At 51.5% G+C, this 26050-nt stretch carries 32 protein-coding genes and 1 pseudogene; 17 read left to right on the forward strand and 16 right to left on the reverse strand.

Annotated elements, in window-relative coordinates; translation table 11 throughout:
• Window positions 1-23 precede the first annotated feature (23 nt).
• The gene (locus tag DP119_RS12040; RefSeq protein ID WP_112233411.1) at window positions 24-560 is read right to left on the reverse strand and encodes a dihydrofolate reductase family protein; all 537 of its coding nucleotides are present in this window, start codon (window positions 558-560) and stop codon (window positions 24-26) included.
• 205 nt (window positions 561-765) lie between these two features.
• Between DP119_RS12040 and nhaC the strand changes: the two genes are divergently transcribed.
• Entirely contained in the window at window positions 766-2235 is a 1470-nt protein-coding gene (gene nhaC / locus DP119_RS12045) for a Na+/H+ antiporter NhaC (RefSeq protein WP_112233412.1), read from the forward strand.
• A 45-nt stretch (window positions 2236-2280) separates the two neighbouring features.
• Here the strand turns inward: nhaC and DP119_RS12050 are convergent, their stop codons facing one another.
• From DP119_RS12050 to DP119_RS12065, 4 genes are all read right to left on the reverse strand, one after another.
• The gene (locus DP119_RS12050; protein ID WP_112233413.1) at window positions 2281-3288 is read right to left on the reverse strand and encodes a FecCD family ABC transporter permease; all 1008 of its coding nucleotides are present in this window, start codon (window positions 3286-3288) and stop codon (window positions 2281-2283) included.
• Window positions 3285-4283, reverse strand: a complete 999-nt coding sequence (locus DP119_RS12055; protein ID WP_112233414.1) for a FecCD family ABC transporter permease — start codon at window positions 4281-4283, stop codon at window positions 3285-3287. The genes DP119_RS12050 and DP119_RS12055 overlap by 4 nt, the downstream gene beginning before the upstream one ends.
• Window positions 4284-4345: 62 nt before the next feature.
• Window positions 4346-5266 carry an iron-hydroxamate ABC transporter substrate-binding protein gene (locus DP119_RS12060; RefSeq protein ID WP_112233415.1) on the reverse strand — a complete coding sequence of 307 codons (921 nt, stop codon included), beginning with the start codon at window positions 5264-5266 and terminating at the stop codon, window positions 4346-4348.
• A 7-nt stretch (window positions 5267-5273) separates the two neighbouring features.
• Window positions 5274-6065, reverse strand: a complete 792-nt coding sequence (locus DP119_RS12065) for an ABC transporter ATP-binding protein (RefSeq protein ID WP_112233416.1) — start codon at window positions 6063-6065, stop codon at window positions 5274-5276.
• Between the two features lie 156 nt (window positions 6066-6221).
• Between DP119_RS12065 and DP119_RS12070 the strand changes: the two genes are divergently transcribed.
• Together DP119_RS12070 and DP119_RS12075 are read left to right on the forward strand one after the other, a co-directional pair.
• Complete coding sequence (locus DP119_RS12070; RefSeq protein ID WP_112233417.1) at window positions 6222-7271, forward strand: NAD(P)/FAD-dependent oxidoreductase; 1050 nt, start codon at window positions 6222-6224, stop codon at window positions 7269-7271.
• 76 nt (window positions 7272-7347) lie between these two features.
• Window positions 7348-7764: a cupin domain-containing protein gene (locus DP119_RS12075; protein WP_112233418.1), complete on the forward strand. Its 417-nt coding sequence runs from the start codon at window positions 7348-7350 to the stop codon at window positions 7762-7764.
• Between the two features lie 58 nt (window positions 7765-7822).
• Here DP119_RS12075 and DP119_RS12080 read toward each other — a convergent pair whose 3' ends face one another.
• From DP119_RS12080 to DP119_RS12095, 4 genes are all read right to left on the reverse strand, one after another.
• Window positions 7823-9016 (reverse strand): MFS transporter, encoded by a 1194-nt coding sequence (locus tag DP119_RS12080; RefSeq protein WP_112233419.1) that lies wholly within the window; start codon window positions 9014-9016, stop codon window positions 7823-7825.
• A gap of 188 nt (window positions 9017-9204) precedes the next feature.
• On the reverse strand, window positions 9205-10845 hold the full coding sequence (locus tag DP119_RS12085) for a diguanylate cyclase domain-containing protein (protein ID WP_112233420.1): 1641 nt from the start codon (window positions 10843-10845) through the stop codon (window positions 9205-9207).
• 416 nt (window positions 10846-11261) lie between these two features.
• Complete coding sequence (locus DP119_RS12090; protein ID WP_068870998.1) at window positions 11262-11594, reverse strand: heme oxygenase; 333 nt, start codon at window positions 11592-11594, stop codon at window positions 11262-11264.
• An 83-nt stretch (window positions 11595-11677) separates the two neighbouring features.
• Complete coding sequence (locus DP119_RS12095) at window positions 11678-12907, reverse strand: dicarboxylate/amino acid:cation symporter (RefSeq protein WP_112233421.1); 1230 nt, start codon at window positions 12905-12907, stop codon at window positions 11678-11680.
• Window positions 12908-13241: 334 nt separating this feature from the next.
• Here DP119_RS12095 and DP119_RS12100 point away from each other — a divergent pair, with 334 nt between their 5' ends.
• The 9 genes and pseudogenes from DP119_RS12100 to panB all read left to right on the forward strand — a co-directional run bounded on the left by DP119_RS12100 (window position 13242) and on the right by panB (window position 18364).
• A complete protein-coding gene (locus DP119_RS12100; RefSeq protein ID WP_112233422.1) occupies window positions 13242-13730 on the forward strand; it encodes a DUF4181 domain-containing protein in 489 nt (162 codons plus the stop codon).
• Window positions 13731-13750: 20 nt separating this feature from the next.
• Entirely contained in the window at window positions 13751-14218 is a 468-nt protein-coding gene (locus DP119_RS12105) for a DUF4181 domain-containing protein (protein ID WP_112233423.1), read from the forward strand.
• A gap of 15 nt (window positions 14219-14233) precedes the next feature.
• Entirely contained in the window at window positions 14234-14686 is a 453-nt protein-coding gene (locus DP119_RS12110; protein ID WP_112233424.1) for a hypothetical protein, read from the forward strand.
• A 53-nt stretch (window positions 14687-14739) separates the two neighbouring features.
• A complete protein-coding gene (locus DP119_RS12115; protein ID WP_112233425.1) occupies window positions 14740-15273 on the forward strand; it encodes a GNAT family N-acetyltransferase in 534 nt (177 codons plus the stop codon).
• On the forward strand, window positions 15254-15811 hold the full coding sequence (locus tag DP119_RS12120; protein ID WP_112233426.1) for a GNAT family N-acetyltransferase: 558 nt from the start codon (window positions 15254-15256) through the stop codon (window positions 15809-15811). The genes DP119_RS12115 and DP119_RS12120 overlap by 20 nt, the downstream gene beginning before the upstream one ends.
• A 22-nt stretch (window positions 15812-15833) precedes the next feature.
• Window positions 15834-16331, forward strand: a pseudogene (locus DP119_RS12125) (class I SAM-dependent methyltransferase); the annotation flags it as partial.
• A gap of 111 nt (window positions 16332-16442) precedes the next feature.
• Window positions 16443-16859: an HIT family protein gene (locus DP119_RS15950; protein ID WP_205853880.1), complete on the forward strand. Its 417-nt coding sequence runs from the start codon at window positions 16443-16445 to the stop codon at window positions 16857-16859.
• Window positions 16856-17326 (forward strand): GNAT family N-acetyltransferase, encoded by a 471-nt coding sequence (locus tag DP119_RS12130; RefSeq protein ID WP_112233427.1) that lies wholly within the window; start codon window positions 16856-16858, stop codon window positions 17324-17326. The genes DP119_RS15950 and DP119_RS12130 overlap by 4 nt, the downstream gene beginning before the upstream one ends.
• Window positions 17327-17530: 204 nt before the next feature.
• Window positions 17531-18364 carry a 3-methyl-2-oxobutanoate hydroxymethyltransferase gene (panB, locus tag DP119_RS12135; protein WP_112233428.1) on the forward strand — a complete coding sequence of 278 codons (834 nt, stop codon included), beginning with the start codon at window positions 17531-17533 and terminating at the stop codon, window positions 18362-18364.
• Window positions 18365-18414: 50 nt separating this feature from the next.
• On the opposite strand, the gene DP119_RS12140 is transcribed toward panB, so the two are convergent.
• From DP119_RS12140 to DP119_RS12165, 6 genes are all read right to left on the reverse strand, one after another.
• Window positions 18415-18684: a hypothetical protein gene (locus DP119_RS12140; RefSeq protein ID WP_112233429.1), complete on the reverse strand. Its 270-nt coding sequence runs from the start codon at window positions 18682-18684 to the stop codon at window positions 18415-18417.
• 33 nt (window positions 18685-18717) lie between these two features.
• Window positions 18718-18996, reverse strand: a complete 279-nt coding sequence (locus DP119_RS12145) for a hypothetical protein (RefSeq protein ID WP_112233430.1) — start codon at window positions 18994-18996, stop codon at window positions 18718-18720.
• Between the two features lie 35 nt (window positions 18997-19031).
• On the reverse strand, window positions 19032-19316 hold the full coding sequence (locus DP119_RS12150) for a hypothetical protein (protein WP_112233431.1): 285 nt from the start codon (window positions 19314-19316) through the stop codon (window positions 19032-19034).
• Window positions 19317-19355: 39 nt separating this feature from the next.
• Window positions 19356-19655, reverse strand: a complete 300-nt coding sequence (locus DP119_RS12155) for a hypothetical protein (protein ID WP_112233432.1) — start codon at window positions 19653-19655, stop codon at window positions 19356-19358.
• A gap of 39 nt (window positions 19656-19694) precedes the next feature.
• Window positions 19695-19919 carry a hypothetical protein gene (locus DP119_RS12160; RefSeq protein ID WP_112233433.1) on the reverse strand — a complete coding sequence of 75 codons (225 nt, stop codon included), beginning with the start codon at window positions 19917-19919 and terminating at the stop codon, window positions 19695-19697.
• A 202-nt stretch (window positions 19920-20121) separates the two neighbouring features.
• Complete coding sequence (locus DP119_RS12165; RefSeq protein WP_112233434.1) at window positions 20122-21441, reverse strand: murein hydrolase activator EnvC family protein; 1320 nt, start codon at window positions 21439-21441, stop codon at window positions 20122-20124.
• 403 nt (window positions 21442-21844) lie between these two features.
• Between DP119_RS12165 and DP119_RS12170 the strand changes: the two genes are divergently transcribed.
• Entirely contained in the window at window positions 21845-22894 is a 1050-nt protein-coding gene (locus DP119_RS12170) for a M14 family zinc carboxypeptidase (RefSeq protein ID WP_420812306.1), read from the forward strand.
• Between the two features lie 58 nt (window positions 22895-22952).
• On the opposite strand, the gene DP119_RS12175 is transcribed toward DP119_RS12170, so the two are convergent.
• Window positions 22953-23417, reverse strand: coding sequence for a universal stress protein (locus DP119_RS12175; protein WP_112233435.1), 465 nt, complete (start codon window positions 23415-23417; stop codon window positions 22953-22955).
• A 171-nt stretch (window positions 23418-23588) separates the two neighbouring features.
• Here DP119_RS12175 and DP119_RS12180 point away from each other — a divergent pair, with 171 nt between their 5' ends.
• The 4 genes from DP119_RS12180 (at window position 23589) to DP119_RS12190 (ending at window position 26049) form a co-directional block, all read left to right on the forward strand.
• Window positions 23589-24284: a Crp/Fnr family transcriptional regulator gene (locus tag DP119_RS12180; RefSeq protein WP_240616430.1), complete on the forward strand. Its 696-nt coding sequence runs from the start codon at window positions 23589-23591 to the stop codon at window positions 24282-24284.
• A 346-nt stretch (window positions 24285-24630) separates the two neighbouring features.
• Window positions 24631-24984, forward strand: coding sequence for a hypothetical protein (locus tag DP119_RS15775; protein WP_146747874.1), 354 nt, complete (start codon window positions 24631-24633; stop codon window positions 24982-24984).
• Window positions 24985-25440: 456 nt separating this feature from the next.
• A complete protein-coding gene (locus DP119_RS12185) occupies window positions 25441-25563 on the forward strand; it encodes a hypothetical protein (RefSeq protein WP_058382393.1) in 123 nt (40 codons plus the stop codon).
• 18 nt (window positions 25564-25581) lie between these two features.
• Complete coding sequence (locus DP119_RS12190; RefSeq protein WP_058382394.1) at window positions 25582-26049, forward strand: cytochrome c oxidase subunit II; 468 nt, start codon at window positions 25582-25584, stop codon at window positions 26047-26049.
• Window position 26050: the final 1 nt, after the last annotated feature.

A 26050-nucleotide genomic window follows, 5' to 3' on the forward strand; every position in this document is an offset into this window, starting at 1 on the left:
TTATTTGCGCTTTAAAATATTCATTACCGTTCTGGCGCATAATTGGCGATCAACACGCCTTGGTCGGTCGAAAAGCTTTTCAGCAATTTGAATGCTTTTGGCGACACGCCATCGCGGAACAGTTTTTTTCCTTCCCCCATTAACAGCGGGAAGGTCATCAAATGCAATTCGTCGACCAAATCGTGTTCGATCAAGGTATCGATCAGCTCAGCGCTGCCATAGACGAGCAAGCGCTGGCCGGTTTTCTTCAGCCGTTTGATTTCCTCGACGAAGTCATGGTTGATCAGGCGCGCATTCCATTCTGTCCGTTTCAGCGTATGCGACACGACATATTTCGGGATTTGGTTCATCCGGTCCGCAAAACCGTGCCCATCTTCGGCAGTCGGCCAGGTGGCGGCGAACCCTTCATACGTGACGCGCCCGAGCAGCAAGGCATCATTATTGTAAAGTTGATCCAGTTGAAACTGGGCGAGTTCATCGTCCCAATAGGCTGCCGTCCATGACGGCTCTTCCATGACGCCATCAAGAGTTATGTACATTGATACAGTCAGTTTTCCCATGGTCATTTTCCCCTTTCCATAACAGGATGCCGGAAGCTCAGGCGATAATGGGTACACTTCGGGAAGAGCAAGGGAGAATCCTGCTTCGGACTATTCCAAATTCCGAAAAATCGATGTAATCTGAAAATTTTTATGGCAATGAAATCAGTATAGTGGCAAAATAAATACAAGCATTCATTCCATTTCCACAAAGGGGTTTGAGAACATGAAAGAAGACAAGAAACGCCCGAAACAGCAGGAGATCGAAGTGCCCTTCTGGCTGGCTTTGCTGCCGCTGGTTTTCATGGTTGCGGCGATGGCTGTCACGATCATCATTTTTGAGGGCAGCCCGCATATTCCCTTGCTTCTCGGCACGACCATCGCGGTCATCATCGCCTGGCGGTTGGGGTACCGCTGGCACATGATCGAAGAGGGTGCCTATAAAGGAATCCGGCTTGCTTTGCCGGCTTTGGTCATCATCATCATGGTCGGCATGATCATCGCTTCATGGATCGGCGGGGGCATCGTCGCGACGATGATTTATTATGGCTTGAAAATCATTACACCTTCATTATTCCTCGTCACCATCTGTTTAATCTGCGCATTGGTCGCCGGGGCGATCGGCAGTTCCTGGTCGACGATGGGGACCGTCGGCATCGCCGGCATGGGCATCGGCGCGAGCATGGGGATTCCTGCTGCAATGGTCGCCGGAGCGGTCATCTCAGGCTCTTATTTCGGGGACAAGATGTCGCCGCTGTCAGACACGACGAACTTGGCAGCAGGTGTTACCAACACCAATTTGTTCGTCCACATCCGCCATATGGTCTATACGACCATTCCAGGGCTGATCATTGCACTGATCGCGTATTTCTTCCTGGGCCGCCAATTCGGGGGCAATGCAATCGATAGCGGCAATATCAATACCATCCTGTCGTCGCTTGAAGAAAATTTCGTCATCTCGCCATGGCTCTTGCTTGTGCCTTTAGCAGTCATCGTATTGGTCATGAAAAAAGTGCCGGCATTGCCGGCGCTCGGGGTCGGCATCGTGCTCGGCTGGCTGTGCCACATCCTGGTGCAGGGCGGCTCGGTGGCAGAAGCGGTCAATGCACTGCATGACGGCTACGCCATCACGTCCGGTAACGAAGTGGTCGATTCCTTGTTCAATAGAGGCGGCATCGATTCGATGATGTTCGTTATTTCCTTGACGATTTTCGCCATGACCTTCGGCGGGGTGCTGGAACATACAGGCATGTTGAAATCGATCGTCACCAAGATCTTGATGCTGGCAAAAACGGCCGGCAGCCTGATCGCTGCGACCGTCGCATCCGCCTTCCTGACGAATGTCACGGCATCCGAGCAGTATATTTCGATCCTGTTGCCTGGCCGAATGTATGCACGGGCTTATCAGGACCAGGGCTTGCATTCGAAAAACCTGTCGCGCGCATTGGAAGACGGCGGGACGATCACGTCGCCGTTCGTTCCGTGGAACACATGCGGCGTGTTCATCCTGGCGACGCTTGCGGTCCATCCATTCGCCTATGCACCGTATGCGGTGTTGAATTACTCCGTGCCGATCATCGCCATCATCATGGCGTTCCTCGGCTGGAAAGTCGAATTCATGACCGATGAGGAAATGCAGAAGCTTAAAGAACGCGAAGCACGCATGGATATGGAAGTGCAGGAAGAACCGGTATAAAACAGCAAAAAGGCTCATGCCCCTTTTCGGGACATGAGCCTTTGTTTATTTCTTCATCAATAAATAAACGAAATATGGTGCGCCGATCAATGCTGCCATGACGCCAGCCGGAATGCCCGACGGTTCAAGCAAATTGCGGCCGATTGTGTCAGCCGCAAGCAGCAGCCAGCCGCCGAGGAGGATGGCGACGGGCAGGAACAATTGATGGCGCGGCCCGACGAGCGCTTTCGCGAGGTGAGGGGCCATCAAGCCGATAAAGGCGATGCTGCCGGTGACAGAAACCGCAGCGGCAGCGAGCGCGACTGCCGCAAGCAGCAGGACGGCGCGTTCTTTGCCGATATTGAGCCCGAGCCCGATTGCGGCCGGTTCACCGAGCCCAAGTATGTTCAAACGATTCGCTTTGTATAAAACGAAAGGCACAAGAACAATGAGCCACGGCAAGAGTGCCAGGATGAACGGCCAGTCGGTGCCCCAGATCGTTCCTGCCAGCCATTGCGCGATGAAATCGACTTTCTCCCGGTCAGCGGAGGAAATGAGCACGATCATGACACCGGACAAGGCCATCGAAAAACCGATGCCGACCAATACCAAGCGAACCGGCTGGAGCCCTGTCCGCGGATCGCGTGAAAACAAATAAATCAAGATAGCCGTGATGAAAGCGCCGAGAAATGCGACGAACGGCAGCATGAAAGTGAATGAGCCCGGTTCGACAGGCAAGAACAGGAAGAATACCGCAATGGCCACCCCGGCACCGGAGTTGATGCCGATAATGCCAGGGTCTGCCAGATCGTTGCGGGTAATGCTCTGCAATACGGCGCCGGACAAAGCCAGTGCCATGCCGGCAAGCAAAGTGATCAAAAGCCGTGGCATGCGTACGGAAAACAGTACGAACTCTTCTTTGAAGTCGCCTTGGCCCATCAGCACCGGCACAATCCGGTCAAAGCCAAGAGTCGAATAGCCGAGTCCCAAACTCAGGACGCCTGTGGCAAGGAGGATGACACTAAGCACGGCGACCGTGATGCGCTGTTTACGGATTAAATGCGGCTGGATCATGTGAACGCACCTCCGCCTTTGCGGACGATGAGCAGGAAGAACGGCAAGCCGAGCATGGCGACTACCGCTGCGACCGGCGTTTCAAAGGGAGCGTTGACCGTGCGGCCGAATAAATCGGCGAGCAGCATGAAGACTGCGCCAATGACGGCGGACATCGGGATGATGAAGCGGTAATCGCTGCCGACGATCACGCGGACGATATGCGGGATCATCAAACCGATGAATGCCAAGTTGCCGGCCAAGGCAACCGCTGCGCCGGCAAGCAAGGTGACGACGACAAACAGCATCGCCTTAATCTGGCCGGTCTTTTGGCCAAGGCCGATCGCCGCTTCTTCGCTCAAGCTGAGCACTGCCAGTTGCCGGGACAGTAATAATGCCGCGAGCAGTGTAATCGTGATGAACGGCACGATGATCTGCAGCTGCCCCCAGGACGTGCCGATCAAGCCGCCGGCGGTCCACATCGAGACATCTTTCGATATTTTGAACAATAAACCGATCGCTTCTGCAATGGCGGTCAGAAAAGCCGAGACGGCAGCCCCGGCAAGGACGATGCGGAACGGCGAGAAGCCGCCGCGCCGCGAGGCCCCGATGCCGAAGACGAGCCCGGCCCCGATGGCGGCGCCGATAAAGCAGGCAATCATGATGCCGAAATAATTGGCGCCCGGGATAAACGCCAAAGTCGCAGCAAGCGCTGCGTTGGCGCCGGCAGTCAAACCGAGCAGGCCAGGGTCTGCGAGCGGATTGCGGGTCATGCCTTGCATGATGGCCCCGGATACGGCAAGTGCGGCCCCGACGAAAATCGCTGCCACTTCACGCGGCAGGCGGATTTCACGGATAACTGAAATCTGCTGCCCTGTGTTGTCGGAGAAGAGGGCAAGCCATAGATTCTTCAAACTGACGTCGGCTGCGCCGAAAACCATCGACACAACAAAAGCCAGCACAAGTGCCAGCAGGCTGATTCCGAATATGTAGGAAAAACGGGCGTTATAACGCATGCTTCATCATCTTTTCTATAGAAAGGATAAAGGGATTCCGCGTGGCAGAATCCCTTTTAGTCTTATTGGCCAAGGAATTTTTCCTGGAAGAACTCCAGCTGGTAGTCGAGTGAAATCGGGTCATTGAAATAGAATTTCTTCGCATCCGCTTCAAATACTTGGTTGTTCTTCACGGCTGGCGTGTTTTGGTAAAGCTCCGTTTCCTGGAATGAATTGTCCTGTTCGGAATCTTTACTGAAAATCACGTAATCACCCATGTATTCGGGGAGGACTTCTTGCGACAATGCATAGAACCCGTCAGTCAGTGCCATTTCTTCGACTTTCTCCGGCATGTTCAGGCCCATTTCCTGGTACAGGATTTCCGTGCCGCGGCCCCAGTTATCGCCGAATACATACAATTGCTTATCGAAGTTCTCGATGACCGATACGGTGGCATCTTCGCCGATTTCCGCTTTGATGTCTTCACCGGCGCTTTGTGAGCGTTCTTTGAAATCGTCGACCCAAGCCTGTGCTTCCTGTTCTTTATTGAGCAATTTGCCGATTTCCACGTGCTGCGTCAAATAATCGACCTGTCCATACGTGTAGGTCACCGTCGGAGCGATTTGCTCCAGTTTATCAATGTTTTTGATAGTAGACAAACCGATGATCAAATCAGGGTCCAATTCGATGATCTTCTCCAAATTGTCTTCCGTCACTTCTTCCACGCCTTCAAGCTGCTGCTCGAAGTTCGGGTTGGATTTCGACCAGGCATCCACACCGATGAGCGGCACATCAAGTGCCATGACATTGCCGGCATATGTAGAGAGGACAAGGACACGCTGCGGATCGGCTGGCACTTCCACTGTGCCATTTTCCGATTCGTATTGGATTGTTTCGGCGTCGCTCGATGCGCCTTCCGAACCGCCCGTTTCCTCTGTAGAACCGCAAGCGGCAAGCGCCAGCATAACGAGTAAAGCAATGGACAAGATGAGTAGTTTTTTCATGATCTGGTTAAGCTCCTTTAATTAAATTATAGGTGAGGCAAATCGGTTTTTGCGTGCGCGGATCCAGGCCGATTTCCGCATCGATGCGGAAAACTTCACGGAGCACCTCCGGAACGATGACTTCTTCGGGTGATCCGGCTTTGATGATCTGCCCGTCTTTCATCGCGACGATATGGTCAGCGAAGCGGGCGGCGTGGTTCAAATCATGCAGCACCATGACGATGGTGCGTTCTTCCTCGGCATTGAGTTCGCGGAGCAGTTCCAGAATTTCCAATTGATGCGCCATGTCGAGGTAAGTCGTCGGTTCATCGAGGAAAATCATTTCGGTCTCCTGCGCGAGCGCCATGGCAATCCAGACGCGTTGGCGCTGGCCGCCGGACAAGGCGTCGACGGGATGGTATTTGAAAAATTGCGTGCCGGTCACATTGAGTGCCCAGTCGATCATTTCATAATCCCGTTTGCTGAGCTTGCCGAATCCTTTTTGATAAGGGAAGCGGCCATATGAGACGATTTCGCCGACGGTCAAACCGGCAGCGTTCTCCGGCGACTGCGGCAAGATGGCGAGCTTTTTCGCCAATTGCTTCGTTTTCTCTTCTGCGATTTGCTGGCCGTCGAGAATGACGGAGCCCGCTTCGTGAGGAATGACGCGCGTCATCGCTTTCAGGAAGGTCGATTTCCCGCAGCCGTTCGGCCCGATGATCGCCGTGATCTTTTTATCTGGAATCGACAGGGACAAGCCTTTGACGATTTTCCTTTCGCCATAGCTGACTTCCAGGTTTTCTGTGAAAAGGCGTCCCATCGACAGCCCTCCTTTTCGTTAAACCGTAATTTTCAATCAAAAAAATAAAAATGGGATATATGTTGATAATGATTCTCACTTTCATTACAATGTATACTATAAGGTTATTGAGAATCATTGTCAATCGCAATATACCATAGAACGGGGATGGAAAAAATGGCCAATCACGACATCTTTGACGTAACCATCATCGGGGGAGGCCCCGCCGGTTTGTATTCAGCTTTCTACAGCGGCCTTCGGGGCATGAAAACGAAAATCATCGAGTTCCAGCCGCGCCTGGGCGGAAAGCTCCATGTCTATCCGGAAAAAATGATCTGGGACGTCGGGGGGCAGACGCCGATCCGCTGTGAACAACTGATTACCCAATTGGTCGAGCAAGGGCTGACGTTCGATCCGACAGTGTGCTTGGATGAGAAAGTGGAAAGCATGGCCAAAAACGAAGAGGGCTTGTTTGTATTGGCTGGTGCTTCAGGTGAAGTCCATTACTCGAAATCGGTCATCGTCGCAGTCGGCGGAGGCATCCTGAAACCGCAGAAGCTGCAAATCGAAGGGGCCGAACGTTTTGAAGTGGCGAACCTCAATTACACTGTCAAAACACTCGAGCGTTTCCGCGGCAGCACAGTGCTCATTTCAGGAGGCGGCAATTCGGCAGTCGACTGGGCGAACGAGCTCGAGCCGATCGCCGAGAAAGTCTATGTCGTCCACCGCAAATCCGAAATGGCCGGCCATGAAGCGCAAGTGCGCCAATTGCTCGAAAGCCGCGCCGAATGCCTATTGGATTCCGCCATCACGAGGCTCGTGGCCTCGGATGCAGGCGACCGCGTCGAACTCGTGGAAGTGATGAACCAAGTGACGGGTGAGCGGCGCATGCTGCCGGTCGACCAGCTCGTCATCAACCACGGCTATGAACGTGATGCGAGCTTGCTCGAGAACAGCCCGCTCGATTTGGAGACAAAAGATGAGTTCTATCTGAAAGGCACGCCGGCAAGCGAAACTTCCGTACCGGGAGTGTTTGCGGCAGGGGACATCCTCCAGCATGACGGCAAGCTCAATTTGATCGCCGGCACGTTCACCGACGCCGCCAATGCCGTCAATAAAGCGAAGAAATTCATCGAGCCGGACGCGGCCAATATTGCCATGGTTTCTTCCCATAACGATGCATTCAATTCCCGCAACCAGGCGCTGAAAAAACAGGCGATGCGCTGACCGGTTTGTTTATGCCCGCTCCTTCAAGGGTAGAGGAGGACTAGGACAGAACAATAAACCGGAGGAGGAATAGAACATGGAATTGAAAGACTATGGTGCTGAATCATTTGTCGTCAATATCGAAGATGCGACAAAACAAAACGATACGTTCCGGACCGCCCTTTGGACCGGTAAAAACTTGCAGGTGACCTTGATGAGCATCGCTCCTGGTGATGACATCGGCCTTGAGGTCCACGAACACGGCGACCAATTCCTTCGCGTCGAGGACGGGGAAGGCCTCGTGCAGATGGGAGACAGCGAAGACAATCTGAGCTTTGAAGAGAAAGCAGAAGACGATTACGCTATCCTCATCCCAGCAGGCAAATGGCATAATGTCACGAACACAGGCGATAAGCCGCTGAAGATCTACTCCATCTATGCACCGCCAGAACATCCGCATAGCACAGTGCATAAAACGAAAGCGGAAGCGGACGCAGCAGAAGAGGAAGAATAAGAACGAAATAAAGACCGGCTGACAGGACACTGTCAGCCGGTCTTTATTATGGTGCTGCTCAATGGAGCGAAGCGGAATGCCTGCGTTCTTTTCTTCCATGCAGGAAATAATACGGCACGATCATGGCAAAGACCGCAATCCCCAGCAATCCGTAAAGAGCGCTATAGCCGGTGAAGGGGATGATGAACCCGAGGATGTACGGCCCCAAGCCGAGGCCGCCGTCCATCGCGATAAAGAACGTCGATGTCGCCAGCCCCATCCGGTGGGGAGGGGTCAGCTTGATGGCGACCGCTTGCGTCGTCGATTGCATATTGCCGAACCCGAGGCCGATCAAAGCCCCGGCAAACAACAGCCCCAGCCCTGAATCGGTGATACTGAGCAGCAGCAGGCCGCCTGCAAGCGAGGCGAGCGCTGGATACATGATGTAATTGGCGCCGTACAGGTCCATGATACGGCCGGTGAATGGCCGCGTCAGCAGGATGACGACGGCATAGACCAGGAAGAAGAAACTCGCCGCTTCCACAAGCCCTTTGTCATTGGCGTAAAAATTGATGAATGACAGCACGCTCGAATAGCTGAGCGCCACCAGGAACATGACGATGGCGATCGGCACAGCATTTGCTTCGATATAGTTGGAAAGCTGAAAGCCGGATTTTACATCGCCAGCCGGCGGCCTTTCCAGCGCCGGCACTTCCACAAAGGTGCTCAAGGCCAATGCTGACACAGCGATTGCTACACAGGCAGCGAAAATCATATTATAGCCAGTCCATTGGCTCATCATCAAGCCGATGAAGGGGCCGAATGCTGCGCCAAGCGTTGCGCTCATGCTGAAATAGCCGATGCCTTCGCCTTTGCGCGTGTGGGGAATGACTTGTGCGGCGATTGTTCCGGCAGCGGTGCTTGCGATTCCAAGTGTTGCGCCGTGCAAGAAGCGGTTGAGCATCAAAAAAGGCAACCCGAGCTGCAGGAAATAAAGTGCGGTCATCCCGACAAATAAGGCGGAACCGAGCACCAATGCGCGTTTTCGGCCGATCATATCGAGCGTGCGGCCGATGACCAAGCGTCCCGCGAGCGCACCCAAGATGAAAATCCCGGTGACAAGACCGGCTTCACTGGTCGAAGCGCCGTATTCTTCGACGGCGTATAAAGCGATCGTGACGATCAATAAATAGAACACAAGCAATAGCAGGAAATGGACGACGGAAACACCGATAAAGTCCCGCGTCCATAATTTAGGTTTGTTATGACTCAAATGCAAGACTCCTTCGAAAAACATGATGGCAGGATTATATGTAATATATCTTTGTCCTTGTCATTATTAACCGTAGCAGACCCCGGGCAGACCGTCCAATATATGGCACCTGAAAAAGCGCCGCCTCAAGAGGCGGCGCTTTCGGATGATCATTCGCTTCCGATACACAAACAGTCAATAGCTCCATGTCATCCAGAGGCGATATCCCTGTAAAAGGTTGTCTGGCTTTTGCCATTTTCCTTCGATACATAAAGCGCCGCATCTGCATACGATAACAAGGTATAAAGATTTTCCGCATTGTCGGGGTAGACGGCGATCCCGATGCTGCACCCGAGCTGCACGCGCCCGGCCTCTACGGTGATCGGCTTGCTCAGGCGATCGATCAGCCGCTGCGCCAGTTGCCTTGTCGGCATTTCACCCATGCCTTCGCAAGGGAACAGCAAGACGAACTCATCTCCGCCGATCCGGGAAATGAACGCATCTTCAGGCAGTTCCGCCATCAGCCGTTCGGCTACTTTCTGAAGCACATGGTCGCCCGCTAAATGTCCAAGGGTATCGTTGGCTTTTTTGAAACCGTCCAGGTCCAAATAGAAAAAAGCCAATTTTCCTCCCTCGCTGCGTGCCTGCTTCATCATGCGGTCGGCAGCTTCCTCGAGTGCGATGCGGTTCGGCAAACCGGTCAGCGGATCGCGCTGTGCCAAATCCTGCATGCGTTCCAAATCGGATTCCGTCGTGCCGAGCGTCATGACCAGGCTTTCAAGCGAGCCGGACAGGTCTTCGATTTCACGGACGCCGGTGTTTTTCGGCAAGGCCAATTGCCCCCCTTTGCGGAACGCTTTCGCTTTTCTTGATATTTCATTGAGCGGCCGGCTGATGCGGCCGGCCACCAGCCAGCCGGCGAAGGCGAATAGAACGGCGCTGGCCAAGCCGCTCATCATGATGATGCGGCTCAAGTCGCGTGCGGCGGCGAAGGCCGTTTCTTCCGGTTGGCGGACCAGTACAATCCATTCAAGTCCCGGATAATCCCAATTGGTGCGGCCGCCGGTAAATCCCGTCAAATAGGAATTGCCGTCCGGCCATTGTTCCAGTACCCATCCCGCCCTTTTTCCTTGGGACAGGGTGTAGGAATCGACGGGAAGCGGCTGGCCAAGAAATTGTTCGGGACCGAGGATGACGCGGTGGTCTCCCGGGCTTAACACAAAGACCTCCAGTTCATTTTCGCTGCGGTTCAGCGGGCGCAAGACAAATTGCATCACCTCTTCCGCCCAATCCCAGCTTAAATGCGCAGCCACCACGCCACCGAACGAACCATCGGAGTGGTAAACTGGCACGCTGATATCGACAAATTCGAGCTCATGGCCTCCCGGGTTCGGCAACAGGTCCGCTAGAAGAAGCGCCTCATGGACATCTCCGACATAATCGGTTTTGCGTGCTTCGGAATAAACCGGCCGCGCGGACAAGTCCATTCCTTCCAGCAGTTCATCCGTTGAAGCGGTAACCGTCCCGGCTGAATCGGTAATGCCGATCCACGAAAAAGCCGGCACCTGGTCTTGCAGCATTTCGATTTTAGCACGCTTTTCTTCAGTGGACGTGCCCAGTGCAAGCTCTTCGATTTCCCCGAAGGTCTTGATTTCACTATAACGCCCCCACATATATTGATCCAACCGGTCCTTCATCTGAAACGCCGCGCTCGACAAGGCATTGCCGCGTTCTTCTTCGAGCCTTTGTGTACTTACTTCGGAGACGAGCATGCTGAGGACGGCAGCAAAAAGCAGGATAAAGACGGCGAATATCAGGCCCCAGTAATTTCTAAGCGATAATGATTTCATATGGATCCCTTCCAAAATAGGCAATTTTCACGAATACATCCAGTATATCAAAAGTCCTGCATAAAAAGGGAAAGAAGGCAAAAAGAAACAGGCAGCTTTTGCTGCCTGCTTCTTCGGAGTGTTGGAGAAATTTGTGATTTAAATGAACGGCTAGGAAGCTAACTTAATTCTACATTCAAAAATCAATGTTCTCTCTAAGTATTTGGAGAAGCGTTCGCTCGTAACCCCTTCTGCTCAATAATGCTGCGCATTACTTTCGCAAAGATAATGTCTCTCGTAGGTCGACCTTATCTTTCCTGTGGATCAGCGAGACGACCGAGACCCCGCAAGGCGCAAAGCGACTGAGGAGGCTTGGGCGCGAGCCCACGGAAAGCGAGCGATAAGCTTCGGAAAATACGACTTCTTGCCTGTTTCTATTATTTAGCTGCTTCAATGACCGAAGCAATTTTCGTGATGACAAGTTCGCTGCCGAGCATCGGCGATTCTTTTTTCTCTTCGCCTTCTGACGGTTCAGGGCGCTTATGAGATTGCTTGAACGCGTCGCTCGTTTTCCATGCTTCAAAATTCTCCAAGGTTTCCCAGTACATATTGACGTTCAATTCGTCGTATTCTTCCAGGTTTTGCGTAATGGTCACTTCGACTTTATGGAAGCCTTCCATTTCCTGCAATGCGCCTGGGCGGGTGAAGTTGGGCGCCATTTTTTCAGCAAAGCCCGGTTTCATTTTGATGCGGTTGGTCACGATATACATAATGTCATGTCTCCTTTTTCAGTGGGATACGAGATACTCCCACTGTATCACAGCGCCCCATGCTTTGTCCGCAGCGAGTCGCGTTAAGCTTTGGCCGTACCGCGTCTTTTCTCGCTTTGGTCGATCAATTTCGAGCCCGCCAAATCGCCAGTGACATTGAGCATGGTAGCCCCCATGCCGACGAGTGCGTCAATTGCCGTAAGCAGCGCGACCGCTTCCATCGGCAACCCGAGCTGGACGAAAACCGTGGCAATCATGACGATGCCGGCGCCTGGAATCCCAGCGGTGCCCACAGTCGCGAGCGTCCCGATCAAGACGACCATGAACATCTCGGACAGGCTCAACGGGTCCCCGATGATATTGGCGGCAAATATGGCGGAAACCGCGATGCGGATGGCCGCGCCGTCCATATTGATCGTTGCGCCGAGCGGCAGGCTGAAGCCATACAAGCTTTTCGGGATGCCGAGCCCGCGTGCGGCATTGAGCGTCAACGGCAAGGTGCCGGAGCTGCTTTGGGTGACGAAAGCCGTCAGCATTGGCGTGCGGGCATGCTTGAAGAAGGTCAGCGGATTGACTTTGAACAAGAGCATCGCGATCGTATAAAGCGCAATCTGCACTGCGATGGCGATATAAAGCACGGCGACCATGCCGCCAAGCGACACGAGCGTTTCCACTCCTTGCGAGCCGACGGTTTCCGCCATGATGGCGAAAATGCCGATCGGCACATACTGGAGGATGGCTTTCAACACGAGCAATGTCGCTTCGTTCAATGCATTGATCGTTTTCATCAGATGAGTGCCGAGTTCACCGAATTCAGAAGAGCTTCTCATATAGGAGATGGCGATGCCGAACGCGAACGCCGTGAAAATGATGCCGAGCAAGTTCATTTCACTGAATGCCGCGATGATATTGGACGGCACGATGTTCAACAGAACGCTCGTAAAGCCGGGGTTTTCCGGAACATCGAAGGTTTCCGAGCCGTCGAGCTGCATGCCCGACCCTGGCTGGAAGATGCTTGCGACCGTTAAGCCGACAATGATGGCGAATGCTGAACTCAATGTATAGAACAGGAAGACTTTACCGCCCATTCGGCCAAGGTCGCCGATTTTCGATTGGTTGATCCCGACGATCAAGGTGAAGAAGATGAGCGGCACGATCAGGAAGGTCAAGAGCCGCAAGAGCAAGTCTCCAAGTGGTGCCAAGACGGCCGTATCTGGCCCGAAGATCAAGCCGGCAATGACGCCGAGGATGAGCGCCACGGTGATTTTTAAGATAAGCGATACATTTGCATAGGTTTTCCAAAGGGCTTTCATAAGCGCCTCCTTTTTTCGATTTATTTTTTAAAAACCATATAAACTTAGTCGGATTTGACTTAATTACGATAGCCCATGCCTTTTGCTTTGTCAAAGAAGCGGACTCGGCAGGAGAACGGCAACGTGCGCAGCAAACCTACCGGGCACCAGGCAGGCTGCTCTCTGCTTCCGTGACATCCCATGGTTCCAATTATTTTATCCGATAGTATCCAGGACAGCAATGAAAGCGTGTCTGAAAATTTAAAAAACATTCTATAATTTCCCAAAAACTCGTGATACGATAGAACTACCGAAAGATGAAGCTGGGAATGAACCGGAAGGCGAGGTTGCCAAAATGGGCGGAACAGGCGGAATGGAGTATTACGAAGCGCAATACGATTGGGTATGGCCGCTGATCGGGTGTATCGCAGTCACGGGCTTGGCAATCATGGGGGTGAACTGGTTGTGGCGCAAAATCCTGGGAGTCGAGCGCAAGAAGTTCTTCTCCCGCGAAACGAATTTCGTCAACGACCGCCACGAAAAAGTGGACGCTTATTTCCGCTGGGGCGGGGCGGCTATTTCCATCGCGGCACTTTTCACCTTTCCATCGCATCGCTTTACGTTTCTCCCTTTGGCTGCGCTGCTCGCTGTCGCGGGGATGCAAGGGGCCTATAGTGTTTATATGGAAAAAAGACATGCCGAAAATCCGAATGACTATAAATACAGTTTGTTGCAATTTTTGACGAGCTCCATCATTATCTGCACATGCACGATCACATTTTTCCCGGAGTTTGCGGAACTCATCCTCGATGAGCTCCGTTCATTGGCTATTCCTGCGAATTAAAGAAGCGAAGGAGTGGGGAATTGAATGAGCTAGGCAATTATGGAATGCAAGACGATACCCTTTGGAGAATCGCGGCTTTCGTTGCCGCCAGCGGGATCTTGATTTTCCTTGTCAATGGGCTATTGCGCAGGATCTTGGGCGTCCGGCGCAAGAAATGGTTTACCCATTCCTCGAATTATGTGAACGGCCGCCACCAGCAAGTGGATGCTTATTTCCGTTGGGGCGGGGCCGCTGTTTTAATTGCGGCCTATCTCGCATCTTACGAAGATGGCCCTGTCCTGCCGTTAGCCGCATTATTGATTGTCGGAGCTTTCCAAGAGCTATACACCGCATATATGGAAAAAAAGCATTCTAAGAATCCGAATGACTATAAGTTTACTTTATTGCAGCTGCCGTCTTCACTGGCGATTATTTTTATATGTGCTTATATGGCTTTCCCCGAATTCAGTGAAGTATTTTTCTACAGCTACGATCTCGGCGCTTCGTAAAAGGAGGAGAGTGGAATGGTTCACCAAGGAAAAGTGCAGCGCTGGCTGCTCGTCATCATGTTATTGGCGGTCAATTTACCGCCGTTGCTCCTGGGCACATTTCCGGACGGGTTTGCGCTGTATTTTCAACTATTCGTATCGGCGTTGATTGTTCTGGCTTTATTCATCGAAGCGCGCGTCAAGGTCCGCAACGGCAATATCAGTTACCGTGTCGAGTTGTGGGGTTTGCCGCTTTATTATAAAACGGTATACGCAGAGGACATACGCCGCATCGAGTTCAAGCGCAGCAATGGGGCCTCGAAAGTGGCGGTGGTCCGTGTGAAAAAAGGCATCGATTTACGCTTCGCTTTGTTCGGCGACGGATTATTCGAGGATTTATCGCAATTTGCCGAACACAACAGTCTGGAGCTCCGAAAGTCCAAAGACTACGAAAGCAACGAACGGTTTGGCAGCAACCGGCTTCGGTAATGGAAGATTTCTGAAAAATGTTTCACGTGAAACGGTGAAAGGGGCAAGTGGACATGCAATTGGAGAGTGGGCGCTTGTTGCTGCGCCGTTACCGGGACGAGGATTTTGGATTTCTGTGTTCTTTAGTGAAGCAACCGGAGGTCATGCGGCATATCGGGGAGGGCAAGGTGAAAAATCGCCAGCAGGCACTGGAATTCCTGTATTGGATCTACCGCATGTACCAGGAACATCCGGAGCATGGCTTGTTTTTGCTGGTGCGGAAAGAAGACGGCAAGCGGATCGGCCATGCGGGACTCGTGCCGCAATCGGTGGATGGGCAGGTGGAACTTGAGGTCGGCTACTGGCTCGCGCCGGAATTCTGGGGCTTTGGCTATGCTGGTGAGGCTGCCAGGTTGCTTTGTGAGCAAGGGTTCACAAAGCACGGCCAACGCGCACTCATTTCACTCATTCAACCAAAAAACCAAGCTTCCCGAAAAGTAGCCGAAGCGCTCGGGATGGAATGCGGGGAACCGGTTTTGCGCAACGGACAATATGTGCTCGTTTACCGGGTGCAGAAGGAGCGATGGCATGCAATTTCCCACACTTGAGACGGAACGCTTAATGCTGACGGAAATTACAGAACAGGACACCGACCGTTTTTTTGCGCTCTTGCAGCGTGAAGACGTGACGTATTATTACGGCATGGACCGGTTAATGGAGAAAGAAGAGGCGCTCGAGATGATCCGCGCGTTTCGCGTCGTATTCGAGTTCATGCGCGGCATGCGCTGGGGCATCCGCTTGCGCGGCGAGGAAGAATTGATCGGGACGATTGGCTTGAACCAGCTCCAGCTGCGCTCGAAAAAGACAGAAGTCGGGTATGAGCTGCATCCCGATTATTGGCGACAAGGGCTGATGGAAGAGGCGCTTTCGGCCGTACTGGCCTATGCGTTCGACGAACTCGGGCTTTACCGTGTAGGCGCCACGACCTATCCGGCCAATACCGGGTCGAACCGATTGTTGAAGAAAATGGGCTTTACGGAAGAAGGCCGGCTCCGCGGCTACTTGCATCAGCGCGGGGAATCGCACGATGCACTGGTCTTTTCGCTGCTGGCCCCTGAATGGCAAATGCAGCAAAGAGGCAATTGATGACGAGAAGGGGAGCGGCAGGATGTTAGGGAAACAAGGATTCAATGAATGGGCAGCGGAATACGACGACACGGTACGCGAAAGCGAACGCCAAGGGACGTATCCGTTTGCGGGCTACAGCGATGTGCTGACGGAGATTTTCGAGGCAGTGGACGAGAAGCCCCAAGCGTCGGTACTGGATATCGGCTTTGGGACAGGTGCATTGGCATCTGCTTTATACGATAAAGGGCATCGCATTTTCGGGATCGATTTTTCATCTGAGATGATTGAGCGTGCCGAGAAGAAAATGCCGGAAGCGCAGCTGGTGGAATGGGACATGGCGGACGGCTTGCCGCCTGCTTTTGACGGGCTGTTTTTTGATTGCATCGTCAGTACCTACGCGCTTCATCACTTGGAGGACGAAGATAAATGGAGTTTCCTCAAGCAATTGCTGAAAAGGCTGGCGCCGGGAGGCACATTATGGATCGGTGATATCGCTTTTCGGACGGCGGAAGAGCGCCAAGCGTGCCGGAATGAATACGAGAATGTCTGGGATGGCAGCGAAGCGTATGTCGTTTTTGACGAGCTCGAAGCTGCCTTGTCCGATATCGCCAAATGTGAATTCACTGCGCAGTCCCATTGCGGCGCCGTGATCCGGTTGCATCCGGAATGCCCGTTTTGCCATCCGGTTTACGATCCGGGACAGCGCATCGTTTTTGAAACCGCCAATTGCTGGTTCTTGCAGCACCCTAAAGCGCAAGGCGTGCTCGAAGGGTCGGGTGTCATTGTCCCGAAACAGCATCGCCCGTCGCCGTTCGGCCTGACGCCGCAAGAGTGGCAGGAGACACAGGAGCTGCTTGGGCTGGCGAAAACGTTTCTTGATCAAATAGCGCCAGACGGCTATACGCTTGGCTGGAATGTCGGCGAAGCGTCGAACCAATCGATTGGCCATAGCCATCTCCACGTCATCCCGCGCTTCAATGACGAACCGTATGCCGGCAAAGGCTTGCGCCATTGGTTGAAAAAACCGGAGAACCGGCGTCCTGGCCAAGGCGGCGATAAACGATGAATTTAGCTGAACGCGCGATGACGGAGATGGATGCACGGGAAATCTTGGCTTGGCGCTATCCTTATCCATACGACTTCTATAACGGGGAAGCGTCGGATGAAAGTTTACAGGAGCTGATGAACGGCAGCTACCGCGTGGTGATAGAGCAGGGAGAGTTGTTCGGCTTTTATTGCACCGGGAAAGGGGCGCAGGTGCCAGCAGGCCATAACTGGGATGTTTATCCGCAAGGCCCTGTCGATATCGGGCTTGGCATGAAACCCGATCAAACCGGGGCGGGGAGAGGTCCAGCGTTTCTGGAGTTTCTGCTCGGCGAAATGGATAGACGCCATCCGGGCGAGCCTTTGCGCCTCACCGTCGCCCAGTTCAATAAACGCGCAATCCGCCTGTATGAAAAAGCCGGATTCATAAAAACTGGCGAATTCGAAACTGATTACGCCGCGTTCCAAGTGATGCTGAAGAATGAGTGACTTTCAGCTGGCATAGGCATCTGCTATAGTAAAAACAGGGCGGTATCTCTCAGGAACTGCACCTGTAAAAAAGTATAACAACTCAATAGATCTGCCTTGATCTGAAAAATGACAGGGACGGAGAAACCGACGCAATCAAATTCTGCCCGTCCGCTTTTTGCGGCGGGCTTTTTTAAAAGGTTTCCTTCCCGGAAGGAGAGAACAATGGAAAATACAGCCTCATTGATGAAAATGAAAAAGCAGGGGGACAAGATCGCCATGCTGACGGCCTACGATTACCCGTCCGCCAAAATTGCGGAAGCAGCCGGGATGGATGTGCTGCTTGTCGGCGATTCACTTGGCATGGTCGTGCTCGGCTACGATTCGACTGTCAAAGTGACCGTCGAGGATATGATCCATCACGGGAAAGCGGCGCGAAGAGGGGCAACGGATACCTTCCTCGTCGTCGATCTGCCGTTCGGTTCGTTCCATGGCAGCTGGGACCGCACGCTTGAAAACGCCATGCGGATCTTCCAGGAAACGGACGCGCAAGCTTTGAAGCTCGAAGGCGCTGGTGAAGTGCTGGAAGTGACGCGTAAGCTCGTCGCCACCGGCATCCCGGTCGTCGCCCATCTCGGCTTATTGCCACAAGCAGCGGCCGTGCTCGGGGGATATAAAGTCCAAGGCAAAACCGCAAGCGCCGCGAAGCAATTGATCGAAGACGCCAAAGCGTGCGAAGCGGCGGGAGCCTGCATGCTCGTACTTGAATGCATCCCGCATCAATTGGCCGCACAAGTCGCGAAAGAACTCAACATCCCGGTCATCGGCATCGGTGCCGGCAGGGAAACCGACGGGCAAGTGCTCGTCTATCACGACACCGTTAAATACGGCTCGCACCATTTGCCGAAATTCGTCCAGTCCTACGCAGAAGCAGGCGAGACCATGCAACAAGGGCTCGCCCAGTACGTCGAAGAAGTGAAAAGCGGCGCGTTCCCGAAAGAACAGCACCGTTTCACGATGAAAGAAGAAGAGCTCGAGCAGCTATACGGTTCGAAATAAAAAAGATTGCCTTCAAAAGCCATGTTCATGGCGGATGAGGGCAATCTTTTCTAATGGGTGCTTTTGGAAGTGTAGCCGATATACAAAAAGCCGAGGCCAGTAATCAAAGTCACAATTGCGAAGGCCATGCCGACAGCGCTCGCCCCGATACCGGAGCCGGCGAAGGGGCCGATAATTCGGAGAAACACAGCCATCACGAGAAAAGGCAGCAGGAAAGCCGTGATATATCCCGAATGAATCCACCGGTGAGCTTGCTTGCCAGCAAAGGCCTTCACCGAAAAAACCAGCAAAGCAACATACGCAGCCAATACAAAAATCATGAAAAGCCCCCAATCCTATTTGCAGTCAGTGGATCACGGTTCCTGGAAGCCGAACTTCGCGACAAAAAGCAAAACGGCGTACAGCACAAAAAGAAAACCGTGGCCGCTGGTGAGCAGCATCCGGTAAACACCCTTGACCCCCGACCAGGCCGCTATGAATCCGATAGCGGCCAGTACGAGCGGCGAGTAGAAACCGAGCGCGAATAGCCCTTCGAATAATAGCGTCCCCAAACGGCTGGAAGAATAAGCGAAGGGGATGAGAAGCGCGAGAAACAACAGGAACGAAAAGATGGACAGCAATTTCTGTTTCATGGAAAGAACCCCCTCATTAACTAGGATAAACCCGCTCAATAAGCCATGTATGCCCCCAGCGCCAGAACTATCATAATCGCCAACGCCCGGATCCAGATCAACTTATCGCTGATGCCAGCTTTCTTTTCCAAATAGTATATGTAGTGAACTAAGATGATCAGCCCAGCACACGGCAGAAAAAACTCAGCGGGATTCGTACCCGCATTGCCGATAACCAATTCAAAGATGCCAAAAGTCAAAAGCAACATCCCTATAGCGCCGATGCTTAAAGAAAAGTATGGGTTGTGTATCTTTTCTTTTCTTGATTGATTCGAATTCATTGCTTCACCTCATTATTAGAAATTGCTTTAACCCTCTGCTTAAGCTGAGAAGGTCGCTAAAACAAACGGTGAAATCATCAATAAAACCGAAGCGGCGACCAATAAAATCGTAATCGGCCGGCGCAATTTGTCACGCTTTGTCCCTTGATACCAGCCCGAAAACTGCAATTTGTTGCGGTACAGCACAAAAATCAGCAACAGCACCGCGCCGCCGCCGAGCCAGCGATACGGTTCGGTGTCAGGACTGCCCGAATAAAATCCTGCTAGAATCAACCCGCCGCCCATTCCCAGAATCGCCAATATGGCAAAGACGCGGATCAGTTCGAGAAGTGTCTTCATCCGACTGTCTCCTTTCCGTAGCTTATGGCGTTCGATTGTTTAAAATCCGGTGACCACTACTAAAAGAGACATCACCGAAACAAACCCTTGGAGCGCGCCTTCCCATCTTTTTTTCTCCCGGAAGCTTTCAGTGCTTTGCGATAAGAACATCAATGCTAAAAAAGCGAAAATGAAATTCGGGAAAGGCTTAAATTCATTTCCGGTCAATAGGAGGGCTAATAAAAATAAGGCCACAATCGCCATCCCGGTATTGATTTTCCCCAACAGAGTGAACCGCCTCCTTAAACGCTAATGGATCTTTTTCAAACGACTATTAAACGACTATTATTATAGAAAGAAATCTGTTTATTCTTTTCAGTCTAACATAAAAAAGGAAGAATTTAACTCCAGGTCAGAATTCAATAAATGCAGAAAAGGCAGCACCCGAAGTTTCCGGGTACTGCCTTTAACTAATAGCGGCTGGTCATTAGCCGCCGATATATGCTGCTGGGTTGACTGCGTTAGAACGAGATCCGTTCCAGCTGCCGATGTGGATTTCAAAATGCAAATGTGGGCCAGTTGAACGCCCAGTGTTGCCCATTCCGCCGATTTTCTGCCCTTGTGAGACAGCCTGGCCGACAGAAACATTGATGGAATTCAAATGAGCATAAGTAGTTGCGTAACTTTGTCCATTAATGACATGGGTAATGATGATGACGTTGCCGTAACCGCCCATAGCGCCAGCATGTGATACATAGCCGCTTGCTGCTGCAAGGATTGGCGTTCCTGGGCTGTTGGCGATATCAAAGCCTAGGTGTGTTTCAGCGCCTGCGCCGATGTCACGGCCGCCGAACCCTGAAGTGTGGCGTCCTGCTGCCGGGCGGATGAATCCAGCGCTTGATTTAGGCGCTGCCGCTTGAGTCACAGTTGCTGAAGAAGCGTTGGACTGTGCTGCTTTCTTCGCTGCCGCTTTGCGGGCTGCCGCTTCTTTCGCTTTGCGCTCCGCTTCTGCTTTACGTGCGATTTCCGCTAGACGGGCTTGTTCTTTGCCGATTTTCTTTTCGAGTGAAGAACTGATGTTCATGGCTTTTGCATGTTCTTCTTCAAGTTTAGATTTTTCTTTTGCAAGGCGTTTCTGTTCTGCTTTCAACTCATCCTGCAAATCGTCTTGCTTTTTCTTTTGTGCATCCAATGAATTTTTCAACTCAACAAGTTCCGCTTTTTGGCCCTCTTGTTTCGCGAGCTTTTCTTCGACTTCCGCTTTTTGTTCAGCCAAAAGTTTTTTATCCGCTGCCTGTTCACGCATGATTTCACGGTCTGCCTCGATCAATGTGTTGACGGCAGAAGCGCGGTCGATAAAGTCGACAAAGCTGTTTGCCCCGAGCAATACATCGATATAGTCAACGGAACCGCCGCTCAATTGGATGGCGCGTGCCCGTTCTTTCAAAAGTTCTTCGCGTTCCGCGATTTTGCGTTCCAGTTCTTCGATCGATTCTTTCAACTCATCGATTTCGACTTTCGTTTGGTCGATCTGTGCTTGAACGCCATCGATCTTGCCTTGGGTTTCTTCGATTTCACCGTTCAATTCCTGGATCTTATTCATGATTTTTTCAAGTTTCGTCTGGTTTTTGACGATTGCATTGTTCTTTGACTGGATTTCGGAATTCAAGTTGTTCTTCTTTTGCTCGACCTGTTGTTTTTCTTTTTCGAGGTCGGACAATTTATCAGCACTTGCTGCCGGCATGAAAATCGATAGCGCCAGAACAGCGGATAACGCCGCTACGAACCATTTAGACCATGTGTTCAATGTGTTGTGCTCCTTTCATGTTTCCTTGCTTATGATTTTTTCTATATAAGAATTCTTTTCTGCAGTAATGATGCATGACCGAGGTCATGAAAAAAAGCCATCAAAAATTCCGGCAGACCCATTGTACCACCGCATAAACCTGTTTATTATTACAGTTTCTTATCAATTCAGAGATCGGGCTGTCATAAGCGACATATAAGAAGGAGAAATGTAATCTTTTATAAGGAGAAAGTAATGTTTTTGCAGAATAATTCATGTTTTCTATCATTTTTGATAGGGCCAGGGTCAGCAGGAGGCTCTTGTTTCGCATTACGAAGGAATCGTTTTAATAAATTCGGCAGGAGACGAAGAAAGAAAAATGGAAAGGGTGGGATGGCAACATACAAAAAGGAGTGATGGATCGATGAAATCGTTGAAAAAAGGGGCATTGACATTATCATTGGCGGGGGCTCTTGCATTAAGTGCGGTCCCGTTGAATTCTTCAGTAGTGGAGGCGGTCGGAAACGGGCCGGGATATGGGGGAAATGAGACAGTCAATACGTCCATTTTGACCACTTACTCGGAAATGGCGGACTTTTTGCAAAAGCAGGAAGCCAAGCAAGAAAACATGGAACTGGAAGTCATCGGGCAAAGTGTCAAAGGCCGCGACTTATACGTAGCGAAATACATGAGCAACCCAGAAAACCCGACCATCCTGTTCTTGACGCAGCAGCACGGAAATGAACAGCTGACGACAGAAGGCGCGCTTGAATTCATCAAGCATCTGGGCACCGGAAAAATGAAAGGCGTAACAGATAACGTCAATATCCTGGTGGTACCGATGTTGAATGCGGATGGCGCCATGGGAGATGTCGATTTTTCATTGGAGGATTACGTAGCGTCGGGCGACCGCAATTTAACGCGTTACAATGCAGTCGGGGTTGACTTGAACCGCGACCACATCACGAAAATCCAGCCGGAAACGAAAGCATTGCACACGAATGTGATGAGTAAATACGATATCGATTATATGATCGACTTGCATCACCAAGGGGCGAACAGCGAGCGCGACGGGGAATTGGTATCGGGATCGATTCTTTACCCAACCACTCCGAACGTAGATCCTGAAGTGCTCGAAGGATCGAAAAAACTGGGGGCAGTCGTCTTTGACGCAGTCGATTCAACAGGATGGGGCCATCTCGGCAAGTACCGCGGCGGCGACGCTGAAACCATCAGCCGCAATGGCATTGCAGTCGAATACGGCATTTCGACACTGCTTTTCGAAATGCGCGGCATGTCCGACCATGAATACGAGCCTTATGTCCTTGGGCAGAAGAGCAATGGTTACTTGATCAAGCAAACCGTGACGACATTGGAATCGACTGTGCGCGCAATTGCGGACGGTTCGATCGATACGCAAGACACGTCGTTCTGGGATACGCTGGCATTCCAGCAAACCCGCGAAACGGAATAAGACGAAGAAAAGCCTTTCCCGCTTTAGCCGGGAAAGGCTTTTCATATTGTGGACCCTGTTATTCGTCTGCGTCGATATCTTCCTGGTTTCTGCGGACCACGAGTACGTCGCATTTGGCAGTACGGACGATGCGTTCGGAAACGCTGCCCATGATCAGGCGTTCCGCTGCGTTCAAGCCGGTAGCGCCACAAACGATGACGTCCACTTTCAGCTCATTCGCCAATTTTTTCGGGATGACCGTTTTCGGTGAACCGTATTCGATCATCGTATGGACATTCGTTGCACCGTGGGAAGAGGCTTCTTCCTTATAGCGGGCAAGCAGTTCTTCACCGCTTTTCAGTGCGCGTTCTGCAATCGTGCGGTCGTACGCTTCAATGGAGCCGAATGAGCGGTTATCGATGACATGCACCAAATAAAGTTCCGCATTGTTCCGCGAAGCTGCAGCTGAGGCTTTTTTGAAAGCCCATTCCGCTTCCTTGGAACCATCCACTGCCACCATAATTCGGGAATATTTCAAAGTCATTGTTCATTCCTCCTTCTATACTGCTACCTTTCGATACATCATCCGGGACTTCCTTCTTTTTTTAGAAAATTTCCTGAGTGCCTCGGAGGATTTGTGAAAACGCATCCAAATTCCGTAAAATCTGTGGTACGCTTGAGAAAAGCATGAGCAAGAGAGAGGAGGGAGAACCCTTTGGAATCAGGAATCAGCAAATTGACGCCAGAGCTCGAAAAGCTACTGACGATCAGCCATCAAGTTAAAGAATACCAGAAAGGCGATTATCTTTTCCGTGAAGGGGAGGCGGTAAAAGGCCTTTATATTCTCCGTTCCGGAAAAGTGCAGATCGGAAAAGTAACACCAGACGGCCGTGAATTGGCATTGAAAATTTGCGGCACCGGGCAGATGGTCGGCGAGATTACCGTGTTCGCAAAAGGGGCCACTTATTTACTGGACGCCCGTGCGATGACCAAGACCGTCTGCTTAAAAATTCCCGTCGAAGAACTGGAACAATCGCTTGAAAAAGACCCTTCGCTTGCGATGGCATTCATGAAATGGATGGGCATCGACCAGCAGAAAACGCAAACCCGTTTCCGTGATTTGATGCTCCACGGCAAAAAAGGGGCTTTGTATTCGACTTTGATCCGCCTCGGCAATAGCTACGGCGTAGAAGCGGAAGGCGGCCTATTGATCGATGTCTTGTTGACGAATCAAGAGTTGGCGAATTTCTGCGGCATGAGCCGGGAAATGGTCAACCGGATGCTCAGCGACTTGCGCAAACAAGGAACCGTCGGCATGAAAGACGGCAAAATCGTTCTATACAATATTCCCAAACTGAAATTCGACATCAATTGTGAAGAATGCCCAATTTACCTCTGCAAAATCGACTAATCTTAAAGCCTGCCGTTACGGTAGGCTTTTTGTTTGCTCTAGTAAAATTGGCTTTTTCTCCTTAAGAGCGTGGTGCAAAGGAGTTATATAGCTAAAATATAAGAGCAATGAAAGGAAAAGCTTCGGCTTTTCGACTTCGTTGCAGGGGCACGCTTTCCGGAGGGCTCGCATTGAGCCGCTTCGTCGCTACGCTCCTGCAGGGTCTCAATTGTCTCGCTAATCCTCTCGGAGTCGGCCCCTTACACTCCGTCTCTAGCTTTAGAGTGGAAGATCAGTTCTTCAGCTCCTTTAAAATGAAATGTAGAAATTCATATTATTCTATAGCTTGCTTCAAACAGGTAGAAGAATGAAGGGTCACATGTCTCTATCCACCAAACAAACCCATAACCTTAACTTGCTCAATCAGCGGCTTTTCAGATGCACCATCTCAGGAAGCGATTCCCACACTAGCCGGCAATTGCATATTGAAGCAGATGCGATTAAACAATCTACAGGCAACGAAATCTCTCAGCTGCCGGCGCCTAGGGTGAGCCGACGCAGCAGGAGAAAAGCTGCACCCAATAATCGTATGAAACGGCTTGCTCAACTTTCGCTACGCTCAAGCATCGCAGATGAATTGGCTCAATTGACTTTCGCCAATTCATTACTGCCAAAGGCCAACCCAAAGCAAGGCAGCGAATATTACCAAGAAGAAAAATAGAACAGGGGAACAACGCCACTCGCAAACTCCAACTATCCTGCACACACCTAATCCAGGAAGCGATTCCTCCACTAGCCGGCAACTGAATAAAGAAGCAGATCTGATTAAACATACCCGACTCAATGAAATCTCTCAGCCGCCGAGCGTAAAAGGGTGAGCCGACGTCGTAAGACAGGTGCTCTTCCTGGCTTATGGCAAGAGGCCAACCCAAAGCCCGGCGGCGACTGCCAACATGAAACTCCAATAGAACAGCGGAACAACGCCACACGCTATCTCCACCATTCATTCCAACAAATAGCAACTACCTAAAAGCCTGCTCATCTGCAGGCTTTTTTTTTTTGGCGAAAATATGGACAGCTAAAAATAAAAACGGCTAGGTGTGATTTATGTCACAGCTAAACCGAAACTTAGGTCCTATGCTAAAGGAAACAGCAAACGAGCGAAGAGGTGGAAGCAATGGATAAGAAGCAATCGGATCATGAGGTGAATTTGAAGGGGACACTCGTCAGTGTATTCTTCGTCGGCATCGTCATCGTTGCCATGTGGGTTGCCGTGTATTTGATGTACGTAGCGAGATAAAAAAAGGAGAGATTCATCATGCATTTTCATAAATACGAGAAGATTTGGCTCAGTTTCGGCATCGTCTCGCTCATCGTCTTTTTGAGCGTCGTCGGCGTCAGCGCATTTTCGCAAAATCACACGCCGTCCGGAGGGATGGACACCATCGACCCGGAGAAAGTGAACGAAACCGCGCCATTCGATAACCCGGGAGTCACGCAATTGGACGAAGATACATATCAAGTAGCGATCGTCGCACTGGCTTTCGGCTACAACGCACCGGACTTGCGGGTGCCGGCCGGCAAAGAAATCATTTTTAAAGTCACCAGCACGGATGTGGTGCACAGCTTTACGATCGACAACACGAAAGTCAATATGATGGTCGTTCCCGGACGGATTACGACCAAATCCTACACATTTGAAGAACCGGGCAAGTATTTGATTCTGTGCAACGAATACTGTGGCACCGGGCACCATATGATGTCTACGGAAATTGAGGTGTACTGAC

The organism is Planococcus maitriensis (genome assembly GCF_003289925.1).
GTDB lineage: Bacteria > Bacillota > Bacilli > Bacillales_A > Planococcaceae > Planococcus > Planococcus maitriensis.